Genomic DNA, 15,371 nt, shown 5'->3' on the forward strand with positions numbered 1-15,371 from the left:
GAACGAATATTATAATAATTCCGATAAACTATGCAAACGTTTTCTTAGAAGGGGATGTTGTAAATATGTTAAAAAAAATAACAGTAGTCGGCTTGTCGGTTGTTTTGTTTTTACTTAGTATACATGGGGGAAGTAAAGTGTATGCAGATACGGTTAACAATGGAACGTTAATGCAGTATTTTGAGTGGTATGCTCCGAATGATGGGAATCATTGGAATCGCTTGCATTCAGATGCTGAAAATTTAGCGCAAAAAGGAATTACATCTGTTTGGATACCACCTGCATATAAAGGAACTACGCAAAATGACGTAGGATATGGAGCATATGATTTATATGATTTAGGTGAATTCAATCAAAAGGGAACAGTGCGGACGAAATATGGGACGAAAGAACAATTGAAATCTGCAATTGACGCTTTACATAAGAAAAACATCGATGTATACGGTGATGTAGTTATGAATCATAAAGGTGGGGCTGATTATACGGAAACTGTCACAGCAGTTGAGGTAGATCCGAGCAATCGAAATGTTGAAGTATCAGGTGATTATGAAATTAGTGCGTGGACGGGATTTAACTTTCCGGGGCGCGGAGATTCTTATTCTAATTTCAAATGGAAATGGTATCATTTTGACGGAACGGATTGGGATGAAGGAAGGAAATTAAACCGAATTTATAAATTTAGGGGCATAGGTAAAGCGTGGGACTGGGAAGTGTCTAGCGAGAATGGAAATTATGATTATTTGATGTATGCGGATCTTGATTTTGATCATCCAGATGTTGCGAATGAAATGAAAAAATGGGGAACGTGGTATGCGAATGAATTAAATTTAGATGGATTTCGTTTAGATGCTGTTAAACATATTGATCATGAATATTTACGCGATTGGGTAAATCATGTCAGACAGCAAACGGGGAAAGAAATGTTTGCAGTAGCTGAATATTGGCAAAATGATATCCAGACTTTAAATAATTATTTAGCGAAGGTCAATTATAATCAATCTGTGTTCGATGCACCACTTCATTACAATTTTCATTATGCTTCAAAAGGAAATGGGAATTATGATATGAGAAATATTTTAAAAGGAACAGTAGTTGCGAATCATCCTACACTTGCAGTTACGCTAGTTGAAAATCATGATTCACAGCCTGGTCAGTCATTGGAATCTGTAGTGAGCCCTTGGTTCAAACCGTTGGCATATGCATTTATTTTAACGCGTGCAGAGGGATATCCTTCTGTTTTCTATGGTGATTACTATGGTACAAAAGGAAATAGTAACTATGAAATTCCAGCGTTAAAGGACAAAATTGATCCGATTTTAACGGCACGAAAAAACTTTGCATATGGTACGCAGCGTGATTATTTTGATCATCCAGATGTGATTGGCTGGACAAGAGAAGGTGATAGTGTACATGCTAATTCTGGTTTAGCAACATTAATCTCTGATGGACCAGGAGGGGCAAAGTGGATGGATGTTGGAAAGAATAACGCAGGGGAAGTATGGTACGATATTACAGGTAATCAAACAAATACTGTAACAATTAATAAGGATGGATGGGGGCAATTCCATGTAAGTGGAGGCTCAGTTTCTATATATGTTCAGCAGTAAATTGGTGTTGAAAAAGAAGAGGTAGACTGAAATATAAGTTTCCTCTTCTTTTTACATTCTGTATAGTTATAAAAGTATGACACCTTTACTTCTTACAAAACATATAGTATGATGATTTCAGTAAATTAGATTTCAATGACTATAATATAAATTAATGAGAGGTGCTTTTTGTGAGTGCGGTAGGTACTAAATAGGAAAAATTTAATGAAATAAATCGGATAAGACCAGGGGAATTTTATGTATATCATACCCCTAATTTTGTCATGCATTTATTTCGAAACCTATGAAGATACCTACAATACTTTATAAAGCGTGTAATAAGAGGAATGCCATATACCTTTTAGATGGCTTATTTCCTCATATGTTATTACACATGCCTTGTAAATGTAAAAGCTGCGGTATCCCCGCAGCTTTTTTGTATATGTTTTTAATGTATAAAAATGGTAATTGAATAATGTAAAACTCATTGGGATCTAATGAGTAGGTATCTTCATTTATGATAAACATCAATCATAGTGAGGAGAAACAAAATGAATACGATGACTTTTGAAAAGTTACAATATAACGAATTAAAGGAAATAGTGAAATCTTATTGTGTAAGTGGGTTAGGTAAGGAATTATTAAATAAATTAGAGCCGAGTACAAGTATAAAAGTAGTGAGAAATCGTTTAAATGAAACGACAGAAGCAAGGGCTATATTAGATGCAGAAGGGCATGTTCCTTTCTTCGGCATTTCTAATATTGCTAGTACAATTCAAAAATTAGAAAAAGGGATGATTTTAGATCCTGAAGAGTTAGTAAGTGTTTCTGACTTTTTACGTGGCTGTAGAAAGATTAAAAAGTTTATGATAGATAAAGAATTTTTTGCGCCAGTATTAGCTTCATATGCAAATTCAATGACTGAATTTAAAAGTATTGAAGAGGAAATTAACTTTTCAATTAAAGGAAGTAGCATTGATACAGCGGCGAGTAAAGAGTTAAAACGAATTCGAAATAATATCGATGCTGTAGATGGAAAAATAAAAGAACGTTTAACGAAGTTTTTAAATAATAGTACAAATAAGAAGTATATTCAGGAATTCTTTATTAGTAAAAAGGATGATCGCTATACGATTCCAATCAAATCCACCTATAAAAATCAAGTTGCGGGAAGTATTGTTGAAGCATCTGCAAAAGGTTCTACTGTATTTATAGAACCACATACCGTTACAAAGTTAAATGTAGAACTCGCAAGTTTGAAAGCAGAAGAAGCGATGGAAGAATATCAAATTTTAGCAACGTTATCAGGAATGGTGTTAGAAAACATTTATAGTATAAAGATTAACATGGAGCTAATTAGTCAGTATGATATGGTATTTGCAAAAGCGAAGTTTAGTAAATCGATTGATGGAATAGAACCGAAGTTAAACGATCATGGCTATATTCATTTAGTGAATTGTAAGCATCCGCTTTTAAGTGGGAAAGTAGTACCATTAAACTTTGAAATCGGTCAAAACTACCGAAGTTTAATTATTACAGGACCGAATGCGGGCGGGAAAACAATTGTATTAAAAACAATCGGTTTGTTAACATTAGCGACAATGTCAGGCCTTCATATCGCTGGAGATAAAGAAACAGAAATTGCTATTTTTGAAAATGTATTTGTAGATATTGGTGATAATCAAAGTATTGAAAACGCACTAAGTACATTTTCATCTCATATGAAAAATCTATCCGAGATTATGAGGATGGCAAATAATAATACGTTGCTATTATTTGATGAAATAGGAAGCGGGACTGAACCGAATGAAGGAGCAGCACTTGCAATTTCTATTTTAGAAGAGTTGTACCTTGCAGGATGTATTACAATTGCGAGTACGCATTACGGTGAAATTAAGCGCTTCTCAGAAATGCATGATGATTTTATGAATGCAGCGATGCAATTTAATAGTGAGACACTAGAACCGCTTTATAAATTAGTAATCGGTAAATCAGGTGAAAGTAATGCACTTTGGATTGCGAATAAAATGAATGTAAGAGAACATGTACTGAAAAGAGCGAAAGAGTATATGGGGAATAAAGAGTACGCTCTAGAAAAAGTAAATGAAAGTAAAATTAGAAAACCGAAATTCGTGCAAGAAAAAAGAGAAAACCATTACGAGTATAAAATCGGGGATCGTGTAAATGTATTAGATTATGATGATTTTGGTATTATCTATAAGGAAATAGATAATTTCTATAACGTCGTTGTATATTATAACGGTGAATTTGTTGAAGTGAATGTAAAACGTATTACGTTAGAGGTAGCAGCAAAAGAATTATACCCAGAGGGATACGATTTAAATACACTATTTGTCGATTATAAAGAAAGAAAAATGCAGCATGATATTGAGCGCGGATCGAAAAAAGCGCTTCGTAAAATCCAAAAAGAAATAAGAAAGAATAGAGGATAAGTTAAAATGGTAACGATTAGACAAGAACAAAAAAACGATTATAGAAAAACAGAAGAAGTCGTAAAAGAAGCATTTTTAAAGGAAGAATTTAGTGATAAAACAGAACATGAACTTGTAAAACGTATTAGAGAATGTGACGCGTTTGTTCCAGCGTTATCAATCGTTGCGGTAGATGAGGAAATAGTTGGTCATATTCTGTTATCAAAAATTACAATAGAACAAGATGGGGCTTCTGTAGAATCATTAGCGCTTGCGCCAGTTTCAGTTGCTAGGGGCCATCAGAAGAAAGGAATTGGTGGAAAGCTTATTGTAGCTGCTTTAGAAAAGGCGAAAGAACTTGGATATGGATCAGTTGTAGTGTTAGGGCATCCAGAGTACTATCCGAAATTTGGTTTTAAGAAAGCAAGTGAGTGGAATATAAAGGCACCATTTGAAGTGCCAGATGAAGTGTTTATGGCGATGGAACTAAGGGAGAATGCTCTTGAAGGTGTAGAAGGAAGGGTGCAATATTCGAGTGCTTTTGCTGAGTAGGAAAATCGGTTAAGAAATGTAATTATAAAAGACGCTATCTTTTTGTAGGGATATACAGAAAGATAGCGTTTTTTTAGTAAGAATATTACTGACGTATATTTTGCTCTATGAATAATTAAGATGGTAAAATTGATTTAGCAATGTAAAGGGAGCGAAGAGAATGAATAAGCGAGAAACAGAGAGAAATGAGAATGCAGTTACGTTATATGTTACAAGACACGGTAAAACAATATTAAATACGAATCATCGCGCGCAAGGTTGGGCAGACTCTCCGTTAGTAGAAAAAGGTGTGGAAGTTGCTACAAATTTAGGAGCAGGATTAAAAGATATTCATTTTACGAATGCGTATAGTAGTGACAGCGGCCGCGCAATTGAAACTGCTAATTTAGTATTAAAATATAGTGAGCAGTCAAAATTGAAACTTGAGCAAATAAAAGATTTACGAGAATTGAATTTCGGTATTTTTGAAGGTGAAAAACTTGAAATTATGTGGGATGTGGTTGGAAAAGCTGCGGGCGTTTCATCACCAGAAGAACTCATGAAGTTTTCTATTCAAGAAGTTATTGATCTTATTAGAGCAGCAGACCCTACGAAACAAGCGGAAGATTGGGAGTTGTTTTCTACTCGTATAAAAACAGAGATTGATAAAATTAGTGAAGAAGCTGCTAAAAATGGCGGCGGTAACGTATTAGTTGTCGTTCATGGGCTTTTGATTACTACCTTAATAGAAATGTTAGACAGTAGCAAAACAAAACTTGGAGTGGAAAACGCTAGTGTGACGAAGATTGTATATCAAGGTGGAACATATACAGTCGAATCAGTTGGAGATATGAGCTATGTTGCAAAAGGGAAAGAAAGTGTGGAAATATAATTAAATCTCAAATAGAAATAAGAAAAGGAAGGTAGAGAAATCTAGCTTCCTTTTCATTTTGTGAATTATGGGATTAATAAAATCTTCCCAGTACTTTTTCTGCTCTCTAATAATTCATGGGCACGGGCACCGTCTTGTAAAGAGAATGTAGTAGGACTAGCAATGTTTAATTTTCCACTAGCGATCCAATCAAATAATTGAGTAGAGCGCTGCTTACGTTCTTCAAAAGTAGTAAGCACGTTCCAAAGGTCTCCGCCAGTTAAAGTTTTTGAAGTATCCATAAGCATACGCGGATCAACGGGCGCAGGATTACCACCAGCCATTCCGTAAAATACGACAGTACCACCAATTTTAGTAGCGTTAAAACTTTCCTCTAATGTAGAGCCTACTGATTCATATACAACATTTACTCCAGTACCATTTGTTATTTGAAGTACTTTTGAAGGCCATGCTTCAGTATACAAAAATACGTGATCAGCACCAGCTAACGTGGCTACTTTTGCTTTTTCGTTTGATGACGTAAGGCCGATTACTGCTCCGCCTTGTAGTTTAATCATTTGAATAAGAAGTTGCCCAACGCCACCAGCCGCAGCGTGTACTAAAGCTATATCACCTTGTTTTATTTGATAGCTATCTTTCGTTAAATAGTGTGCAGTTAATCCTTGTAATAATACAGAAGCGGCTGTTTCAAAAGAAATAGATTTAGGAAGTGGGATTGCTTTCTCTGATGGAACAGCTACTAATTCTGCGTTTGCAAATGGAACATCAGCAAATGCAATACGGTCTCCAGGAGTGATATTCGTAACGTTAGCTCCTACTTCTTCAACAATACCAGCGCCTTCATAACCTAATATATATGGTGGATTGCCAGCGAGATGATAATCGCCGCGGCGTCTATAAATATCAGCAAAATTTAAACCGATTGCTTTCATGCGGATAAGAATTTCATTTGGATTTATGATTGGATCATGTATTTCTTTATATTGTAGTACATCTGGATTTCCAAACTGTTCGAAACAAAGTGCTTTCATATGGAATACCTCCATTTTTATTGTTTGTCGATGCTCTTTATCATACAATACAAATATCGATAGACAAAGAAGATTATTTCGATGGAATCAATCGGAAATATCGATTGAAAAGAGGTATGGTAAATGGAGATAAAACAATTAATTACATTTAAAGTAGCGGCAGATACTTTGAATTTTACACAAACTGCGAAGAAATTAAACTTTGCTCAATCGAGCGTAACGGCGCAAATTAAAACGTTAGAAGCTGAGTTAGGTACGCCGTTATTTGAAAGGTTAGGAAAACGTCTTTTCTTAACTGAAGCAGGAAGGAAGTTTCAACTATATGCAGACAAGATGATCGCACTCAGTAACGAAGCGAAAATGGCTGTGAAAGATGATGAGGAACTAGCAGGTACGTTAATAATTGGTGCGCAAGAAAGTCAATGTACATACAGGCTTCCTTCTATATTAAAGAGGTTTAAAGCACAATTCCCCAAAATCAAGCTTATATTTAAACCAGCGCAATCCAATAAAGATGCGAAAGAACAATTAATGGAAGGGAAAGTAGATCTTGCATTTATTTTAGACGAATGCAAAACAGAAGATGTTTTACATGTGGAGCCACTTATGAAAGAAGAATTAAAAGTAGTAGCTGCTCCTACGCATCGTTTACTTGAGCAACCTTCCGTTTCTACAAAAGATTTAGAGAGTGAAACACTTTTACTAACAGAACTCGGTTGCTCGTATCGGACTTTATTTGAAGAGTTATTTCGTACAGAGGATGTATATCCAGCAAATAAGATTGAGTTTGTTAGTGTCGAGGCAATTAAACAATGTGTCATTGCGGATTTAGGTATAGCCGTTTTGCCAGCGATAGTAGTTGAAAAAGATATACGAGAAGGAACGATAAAGGAGTTAGTTTTAAAGAATACAATCTCTCCGATCTATACACAAATTGCTTGGCATAAAGATAAATGGATGACATCGCCGTTACAGCAATTTATTGATGTAACGAGGGAGTTTTTTGCAAGGGATTAAGTGGAGAAATATTTGATTTTATGTGACAGATAAATGTCACTTTTGTATAGAGAGAACCGATGCTTGCATGTAACAAGTATCGGTTCTTTATAGTATATTTTTATAATCACTTTTAAGTATGGCCATAATAATTGAAAAAACGAATCAACTAAGGTCTGTATCAGGAGGAGTATATCCAAGGTGACGAGCCATTGATACGATTTGTCCTTTATGATGAAACTCATGTGTTTCTGTATGAGTTAAAAGCCATAGCGGTGTTGAACTCCAAGGTTCTTTTTGCCATTTCACTTCATTGGCTATATTTTCGAGCCAACGGTCATTGTATTCATCTAAAAAACGTATTACAACCTCATCTACTAACTTAAATCTAGCACGGACTTTCGCGACATCTGCATGCTCAATTTCATAATCACTAGCAAATGAAAAATCTGCCCGTTTTTGCTTGAATGCGAATGATCCAAGCCAGTATCGATAGCAATCGGCTACATGAATATGCGTCTTTATAATGCTACCGTTCCCGAAATTAGGAACAGTACTATGTAATTTTTCTAGTGGGATTTCTTCCAAAAACGAAAATAGAGTTTCTCTTGTAGCGCTAATAAGATTATATTGCTGTTTTAAAACATGTAACATGAAATTAACACTCCTCTTTTATTTACTAAACTATTTGTGTAGTAAGTAATTCTATATTTACGAGAGGTGAACCTTTTTATTATTTTTACTAAGCAAATTAGATGTATTTCTTCATTGTTTCTGATAAATTAAACAAAGTGAAACTTTAATAAGTTGAACATTCTTAGTTCATAATAAATTGTGCATGAAGAAAGGGAACGATAAAATGAATAGAATAATTGGTTTAAAACAATTTGAAATAACGCGTGGGGCATTAGTTAAATTTATTGAAACGTTAGATGATAAAACTGCGGATACGCAGCCAGAGGGTTTTAACAATACAATTCGTTGGCATATCGGTCATGTGTTAACGGCAGCAGAAGTTTTCATGTTTGGAAAAGAATTTAAACAATTACCAACTGAATATCCAGGTATGTTTGGATATGGATCAAGACCGTCTAAATGGAAAACAGAAGGACCATCGTTAGAAGTGTTAACGGCTCAATTAAAAGAACAAGCAAAACGTATTAATGAAATTCCAGCAGAAGCATTTGAAAATAAACTGCCAGAGCCATTCCTAGGATTGGAAACAGTAGGGGAGCTATACGGTATGATGCTTTATCATGAAGCTGATCATATTGGGCAAATGAAGGCGATGGAACGTATTATAAAAGTTCTTTAGTTAAAAAACGAAACCACGGATGCTTTGTCAAAATTGGGGTGTAGGTAGTTGCAACCTTATTTTTCACAATAAAGGTATAATGTTAAATAATATATACAAAAAAGGTAGATAAATTATTATCTACCTTTTTTGTATAACTTTTTGAAGGATTAGGGATTATCATCGTGATGCTGATGAAGAAGGACAGGAAACAAAATTATTAGTATAAATAAATCTACTGATTTTTATGGTGTGATTATTAATTATAGTATTCCTAAATATGGAATATGCGTATAATAATAGAGAAGACTAGAAATAGGGGTGAATACTATGATTACATTAGAACAAAAGTTGGAGCAATACACACATACATATGCACAATTAAAGGGAGAACTAAAATGGAAAACGAGTGATTCTCGAACAGGTATGATGATTGCTGCTATGTATGCAAGTAGTGATAAATTGTTTGATCTCGCCCGTTTTTTAGAAATTAGTAGTTATATTAAGAATCAGGTAGGGATGTTTTCATACTTAAAGTCTTATCATCGCTTTGTGGTGGCCGCAACTTTAGATATTCACTTTACAGATTACAAGGAAGCTTTTCGGAGGTTTTTAGATTTATATGAACAATTGGTCGCTGGTGGTTTTAGCCGAAGTATATTTACTTATCTCGCAGCAGCTGTGCTTTTAACAGAAGAAAATGAACAGCATGGCACGCACGTTCAGCGTTCGATGCAAGTATATAAACGCATGAAAGAGGATCATCTTTTTCTTACAGGTACTAATGATTATCCGCTCGCGGTTTTATTAGCAGGACAATCAGAGAATGTAGAAACACTTATGGACCGTGTAGAACGTCTGTATCAGAAACTAGCGAAAGCGGGTTTGCGTAAGGGGAACGATCTTCAATTTTTAAGTCACATTCTTTCACTAAAGAAGGATGTCCGTGAAGAAATGTTAGTTGCAACATGTACAAACATATGGAATTTGTTAAAACAAGAAAAGGTAAAAGTGAAACAGATGCATTATCCAGCTATCGGGCTACTAGCGTTACTTGAGGATGGAGAAAAAGAGATTCATTCTATTAAAGCATTTATTGAAAAATTGCAGGGAGAGAAATTGTTCCGTTGGCATACAGATACAAATATTCTTATTGCTATTCAACTGTTCGTAAGTCAGAAAGGTGAGGAAAGTAAAACTACCAACACAGGTTTACAAACAATGATAGAAGTCCTCATACAAGCACAACAGGCAGCTATGATGGCAACGATTGCTGCTTCATCTGCTACAACATCTTCTGCTAGTAGTAGTTCATAATTTATGCTCTTGTAAATTATGATGAATTTATAACGAGCAGTTTAAAAAAATATTATTAAAAAAGCCCATCACTCTTTAATGAGTGATGGGCTACCTGTTTTTACATAATCAGCGTTATTTTTTGGACTCCTTCAAACGTTTGAGTTGTGTAACAATCATAATGCTAATAACAACGAGTAAAAACCATGAGCTAATTTTGCTTAAGTGAACGAGATTCCACGCTTCCCGTTGATTTGGATATTGCCATGCTCCGAAAAAAGTTGCGATGTTCTCTGCAATCCAAATAAAGAAACCAATAAGGAAAAAGGAGAGAACGAGTGGCATTTTATATGTAACACCTCGTAATGAAAATTCTACAAATGTTCGAAAGAAAACGATGAATAAAAGAACAGTTAATACCCATCTAAAGTCATATAAAAAATGATGTGTGAAAAAATTAAAGTAAATCATAGCGCCTAGCGGTATGGCAAAAATAGCCCTCGGCCAATGGTGCATTTGTAAGTGCAATCTTCTCCACGCTTGGCATATGTAACTTGCAACGCTTGCGTACATAAAGCCACTGTAAAGCGGAACTCCAAAAACTTTTGAATATGCCTCTTCCGGATAACCCCATGAACCGAAATGTACTTTATATATTTCTAGTAGAAGGCCGATGAGATGGAAGACAGTAATTACTTTTAATTCGTCTTTCGTCTCAAGCCCAGTCTTGTACATAATCCACTGCATAAGAAGACATACGATGAGTATGAAATCATATCGGTATAATCCTGGGATAAAAACGATTTTTGAAAGGGCTAGTGTTAAAAAAATAACGACAGGGAATAAACAGGATAATGCTTGTTCATAAGTAAAATAGAGTAGTTGTTTTATATATAACATTGCATCACCTTGGATATTTTTATTTGAAAACTCAAAATAATGATTAAGTATACTACACTTTTAAAAATAAGCTAGTAGTCTATTTTGCGTGTATTTGTAAGTTTTGGAAGGGAATTGTAATAAGTATTTTAATATTTAGCGAAGTGAAAAAATAGTTTGCTATTTAAAAAAAGTGGCGATATAATATCTAAATGAAAATGATAATTATTATCAATAATAATTACAAATAAAAAATAATTATAAAAAACAACTGAATATAAAGGATGAAATGAAACATGTTACATAAGCCTGCTGTATATGCTGGCAATAATCGCTGGCTACATATTAAGTTCATATGTTTCATGAGCTTAACAATTTTATGTTTAATCGGCTCTATATTTTTAGCTGTTGCATTTGGTGCAAAGGATATCCATTTGCAAACCGTATGGACAGCGGTTTTTGATTATAATCCGAAATTAACGCAGCACCAAATTATTTATGAATTAAGACTCCCAAGGGTAATTGGTGCAGCAGTTGTAGGAGCTGCTTTTGCGGTGGCTGGAGCTGTTATGCAAGGAGTAACACGAAATCCTTTAGCGGATGCAGGTGTGCTTGGCATAAATGCAGGTGCGATGTTTGTAGTAGCACTTAGTTTTGCCTTTTTCCCGCATATGCCGTATGCCTATTTAATGATTGTCTCCTTTATTGGAGCGGTCTTAAGTACAGTACTCATTTTTATTATCGGATCAGCAACATCAGGCGGATTAACACCGATGAGATTAACGATCGCTGGGGCAGTTATGGCTGCGCTTTTACATTCGTTAAGTTCAGGTGTCGCGATTTATTATGACTTAAGTCAAGATTTAGCGTTTTGGTACGCTGGTGGTGTTGCAGGGGTTAAGTGGGAACACTTGAAATTTTTAGTTCCTATTATTCTCATAACAATTGTTTTTGCGACAGTGTTAGGGCGGTCTATTTCACTCATATCAATGGGGGATGATGTCGCTACGAATTTAGGAGTAAAAACGAACCGAACGAGAATACTAGGGATGATTATAGTAGTCATTCTTGCAGGTGTATCTGTTTCAGCTGTTGGCTCTATTGGGTTTGTAGGACTAGTTATCCCGCATATTGCTAGAAAATTAGTTGGTGTGAATTATCGACTCATTATTCCTATGTCAGCATTTTTAGGAGCTATGTTATTAGTTTTAGCTGACTTAGGGGCAAGAACAGTAAACCCTCCTAAAGAACTTGCAATAGGAATTATGGTAGCTCTTGTTGGAGTTCCGTTCTTCCTCTATATAGCACGTAAAGTTGGGAGGGAGCTATAAGTGAAGGATCTTTTGAACACAGATAAAAAGAGAGCCATTACTGTAACTACAATTTTTGGTTGTATTAGTATCGCTGTCATTTTAATTAGTTTAAATGCAGGGACACTGAGCATTGCACCGCTCAAAGTAATTCAAACGCTTTTCGGTTATGGTGATTTTGAGAGCGCAACAGTGCTATACGATTATCGTATGCCAAGAATTATAATTACAATGTTAGCCGGTATTGGCCTTGGGATTTCCGGTGCGATTTTGCAAGGGCTATCACGTAATGCACTTGCAGACCCTGGTATTTTAGGATTACATTCAGGTGCATCTTTCGGGCTAATTATATTCGTTACTTTCTTTCATTCTATTAATGAGAATGCATCGATTTTAATACCGTTATTTACATTTGGCGGGGGAGTACTAGCTGCGTTTTTAATTATTATACTTGCGCATGATCGGTCAAAAGGTTTACTTCCTATTAGACTTATTCTCGTTGGTATTGCTATTTCGGCTGGATTTAGTGCGATTTCGTTATTTTTCTCCCTCAAGTTAAATGATGAGACGTATACATTCGCTTCTAGATGGTTAGTTGGTAACGTGTGGGGAAGGGATTGGATTCATGTCTTAGCATTATTACCTTGGATTTTCATACTAACCCCGTATGCATGGCTAAAATCTAAAACGTTAAATGCATTGTCACTAGGTGATAGTGTGGCAGCAGGGCTTGGTGTTTCTGTTCAAAAAGAACGGTTACTACTTTTAGCTACAGCGGTTGGATTATCTTGCGCAAGTGTATCGATGGCAGGAGGAATTGGTTTTATCGGTTTAGTTGCTCCGCATATTGCAAGAAAGTTAGTAGGTACTACCTATCAACATTTCCTCCCGCTTGCTGGCATTATCGGAATGATTATTTTAGTACTAGCAGATACGATAGGTCGTTCTATATTCGAGCCAAATTCTATTCCAGCTGGTGTAGTAGTGGCAGCTTTAGGAGCACCGTATTTTCTTTATTTACTTACAAAAACAAAATAAATACTTCAAAGAGGAGAACATATGAAAAAGAAACTTACTATTTTATTTAGCATGATGTGTATTTTAGTATTAGCAGCATGTGGTCAAACGAAATCTAATGAAGAGGCAACGAAAAAAACTGAAAAAAGTAATGATCCGAAAATCGCCTCTATGTCTATTCACTTAACGAATAATTTACTGGCATTAGGAATTACACCTGTAGGCTCTGTTATTGGTGGAGATTTAAAAGATTTCTTACCGCATGCAAAAGAGCGGTTGAAAGATACGAAGAAACTTGGTGTTGTAACAGATCCGAATATGGAAGCATTACTTCAATTGAAGCCAACTGACATTTATGTGGATGAAAAATACGCGGGCAAAGATTTAGCGAAATACGAAAAAATTGCAAAAACACATTCTTTCAATTTAGATGAAGGTACGTGGAGAAATCAGTTAAAACAAGTTGGTAAACTTGTAAACCGTGAGAAAGAAGCGGATACATATATTCAAGATTACGAAGAGCAATCAAAACGAGTAAAAAGTTTAATAGATAAAGAATTAGGTAATAACGAAAAAGTAATGGCAATTCGTGTTACTGCAAAAGAATTACGTGTATTTAGTACGAAAAGACCGATGGGACCAATTTTATTCCAAGACTTAGGATTACAACCTGCAAACGGTGTAGAGAAAATTGATGGAAACCGTCCTTTCGAAGTCATTTCACAAGAAGTATTACCTGACTTTGATGCAGATGCTATTTTCGTTGTTGTAAATAGAGACGATAAGGCAAAAGCTGCATTTAAACAACTTCAAGAAACACCAATTTGGAAAGACTTAAAAGCAGTTAAAGGTAAGCACGTATACATCATTAATGACCAACCATGGCTTGACTATTCTGCTTTAGGTAACAAAATGGCAATGGATGAAGCGGAGAAAATGTTTACGAAATAATATCGATTCGTTGTTAGGAAGATCCTCTAAATTTTGAGGGTCTTTTTTTATTGTTAGAATAAATGAAAAATTATACAATGAATGTAATTTAATGTAGAGGAGATGTGCCAATGTCAGCGCTTATTGTAAGTATCCCGTTTAAGAAACAGTTTATGGAACAAGGGGATAAATAAGCTAAAATAAGTATCCCCGTTATTAAAAAAGGGGGAGCCTGAAATGACAATGAATCTTTTTCAAAATAAATCGATTAAATTATCAGTTATGAGAGAAGCAGACGCTGCAGTAATGGCTATGTGGCAAGAAGATAGTGAGTATGTAAGAAATCTCGATACAGATATAGCATTCCCGCAATCGTTACATGAAATAGCAAGTGATGGGCTATTAAAGGGACGGAGATCAAATAGCATTTCTTTCATGGTAAGAACAGTTAAAGATAATCGATTAATTGGTTTTGTGGCGATTCATGGTATAGAGTGGAATAACAGAACGGGTTTATTAGCAATTGGTATAGGAGATGCAAATGATAGAGGTAAGGGATATGGAAGAGAAGCAATCCATCTTATCTTAAAATATGCTTTCTATGAATTGAATTTGCACCGCATCGGTCTTGATGTTATTTCTTATAACAAAGCTGCTATTGAGCTGTATAAAAAGATGGGTTTTCAGATGGAAGGCTGTATGAGAGAAGCGGTTCAAAGAGATGGGAAGTGTTTTGATCGTATTATTATGGGGATATTGCGGGATGAATGGATGGAGCTGCAAGGTTAGAAAGTAGATTCGAAATTATATATGTAGTATGCAGGAGATATAATGATAATTGGCGAAAATTTACAGTGTGTTCATTGAATTTATAAGGAGTTATGCAAAATGAATTTAGAAAAAGCAAAACCAGTAAATGAAGAAGTCGCTGAATTAAAGGAACTAATTAAAGAATTACATGGAAGTGTACATCAGCTTCAAAGTGAAGTGCAGCAACTAAGGCACGAAAGACCGGTCGTTGAGGTGAGAAAAGGTGTTCAATTATCACCAACAATCGTCGGACAAATTGGCGGTATGATTTTAGGTGGGTTAGCAATTATTGGTATATTTTGGTGATGAAAAAAGGTTTGCAGCATAGTGCTGCAAACCTTTTTTATTTGACGATATAATTTCATGC

14 protein-coding genes and 1 pseudogene are annotated in these 15,371 nt (G+C 35.3%); 12 read left to right on the plus strand and 3 right to left on the minus strand.

Annotated elements, in window-relative coordinates; translation table 11 throughout:
• The first annotated feature begins 65 nt into the window (after positions 1-65).
• The 4 genes from amyS (at position 66) to MKO96_RS13415 (ending at position 5,441) form a co-directional block, all read left to right on the plus strand.
• Complete coding sequence (gene amyS / locus MKO96_RS13400) at positions 66-1,607, plus strand: alpha-amylase (protein ID WP_240587710.1); 1,542 nt, start codon at positions 66-68, stop codon at positions 1,605-1,607.
• A gap of 530 nt (positions 1,608-2,137) precedes the next feature.
• Positions 2,138-4,039 carry an endonuclease MutS2 gene (locus tag MKO96_RS13405; protein WP_240587711.1) on the plus strand — a complete coding sequence of 634 codons (1,902 nt, stop codon included), beginning with the start codon at positions 2,138-2,140 and terminating at the stop codon, positions 4,037-4,039.
• A gap of 6 nt (positions 4,040-4,045) precedes the next feature.
• Positions 4,046-4,570, plus strand: coding sequence for a GNAT family N-acetyltransferase (locus MKO96_RS13410; RefSeq protein ID WP_240587712.1), 525 nt, complete (start codon positions 4,046-4,048; stop codon positions 4,568-4,570).
• Between the two features lie 160 nt (positions 4,571-4,730).
• On the plus strand, positions 4,731-5,441 hold the full coding sequence (locus tag MKO96_RS13415) for a histidine phosphatase family protein (protein ID WP_240587713.1): 711 nt from the start codon (positions 4,731-4,733) through the stop codon (positions 5,439-5,441).
• A 65-nt stretch (positions 5,442-5,506) separates the two neighbouring features.
• Here the strand turns inward: MKO96_RS13415 and MKO96_RS13420 are convergent, their stop codons facing one another.
• Positions 5,507-6,472 carry a quinone oxidoreductase family protein gene (locus MKO96_RS13420; protein ID WP_240587714.1) on the minus strand — a complete coding sequence of 322 codons (966 nt, stop codon included), beginning with the start codon at positions 6,470-6,472 and terminating at the stop codon, positions 5,507-5,509.
• A 123-nt stretch (positions 6,473-6,595) separates the two neighbouring features.
• On the opposite strand from MKO96_RS13420, the gene MKO96_RS13425 reads away from it, so the two are divergent.
• Positions 6,596-7,489: a LysR family transcriptional regulator gene (locus tag MKO96_RS13425; RefSeq protein ID WP_240587715.1), complete on the plus strand. Its 894-nt coding sequence runs from the start codon at positions 6,596-6,598 to the stop codon at positions 7,487-7,489.
• A 144-nt stretch (positions 7,490-7,633) separates the two neighbouring features.
• Here the strand turns inward: MKO96_RS13425 and MKO96_RS13430 are convergent, their stop codons facing one another.
• Entirely contained in the window at positions 7,634-8,122 is a 489-nt protein-coding gene (locus tag MKO96_RS13430) for a DinB family protein (RefSeq protein ID WP_240587716.1), read from the minus strand.
• 184 nt (positions 8,123-8,306) lie between these two features.
• On the opposite strand from MKO96_RS13430, the gene MKO96_RS13435 reads away from it, so the two are divergent.
• Positions 8,307-8,783, plus strand: a complete 477-nt coding sequence (locus tag MKO96_RS13435) for a DinB family protein (protein WP_240587717.1) — start codon at positions 8,307-8,309, stop codon at positions 8,781-8,783.
• A 259-nt stretch (positions 8,784-9,042) separates the two neighbouring features.
• Positions 9,043-10,079, plus strand: a pseudogene (locus tag MKO96_RS13440) (DUF4003 domain-containing protein).
• A 114-nt stretch (positions 10,080-10,193) separates the two neighbouring features.
• Here the strand turns inward: MKO96_RS13440 and MKO96_RS13445 are convergent.
• Positions 10,194-10,958 carry a DUF817 domain-containing protein gene (locus MKO96_RS13445; protein ID WP_240587719.1) on the minus strand — a complete coding sequence of 255 codons (765 nt, stop codon included), beginning with the start codon at positions 10,956-10,958 and terminating at the stop codon, positions 10,194-10,196.
• A 275-nt stretch (positions 10,959-11,233) separates the two neighbouring features.
• On the opposite strand from MKO96_RS13445, the gene MKO96_RS13450 reads away from it, so the two are divergent.
• The 5 genes from MKO96_RS13450 to MKO96_RS13470 all read left to right on the plus strand — a co-directional run bounded on the left by MKO96_RS13450 (position 11,234) and on the right by MKO96_RS13470 (position 15,310).
• Complete coding sequence (locus tag MKO96_RS13450; protein ID WP_240587720.1) at positions 11,234-12,268, plus strand: FecCD family ABC transporter permease; 1,035 nt, start codon at positions 11,234-11,236, stop codon at positions 12,266-12,268.
• Entirely contained in the window at positions 12,269-13,285 is a 1,017-nt protein-coding gene (locus MKO96_RS13455; protein ID WP_240587721.1) for a FecCD family ABC transporter permease, read from the plus strand. It begins immediately after the preceding gene.
• A 21-nt stretch (positions 13,286-13,306) separates the two neighbouring features.
• Entirely contained in the window at positions 13,307-14,215 is a 909-nt protein-coding gene (locus tag MKO96_RS13460; protein WP_240587722.1) for an iron-hydroxamate ABC transporter substrate-binding protein, read from the plus strand.
• A 216-nt stretch (positions 14,216-14,431) separates the two neighbouring features.
• Positions 14,432-14,983 (plus strand): GNAT family N-acetyltransferase, encoded by a 552-nt coding sequence (locus MKO96_RS13465; protein WP_240587723.1) that lies wholly within the window; start codon positions 14,432-14,434, stop codon positions 14,981-14,983.
• Positions 14,984-15,082: 99 nt separating this feature from the next.
• Positions 15,083-15,310 carry a coiled-coil domain-containing protein gene (locus MKO96_RS13470; protein ID WP_001047304.1) on the plus strand — a complete coding sequence of 76 codons (228 nt, stop codon included), beginning with the start codon at positions 15,083-15,085 and terminating at the stop codon, positions 15,308-15,310.
• The last annotated feature ends 61 nt before the right edge of the window (positions 15,311-15,371 follow it).

Origin of the sequence: Bacillus sp. ES1-5 (assembly GCF_022487605.1) — a bacterium.
In the GTDB taxonomy this organism is placed as follows: Bacteria; Bacillota; Bacilli; order Bacillales; family Bacillaceae_G; genus Bacillus_A; species Bacillus_A wiedmannii.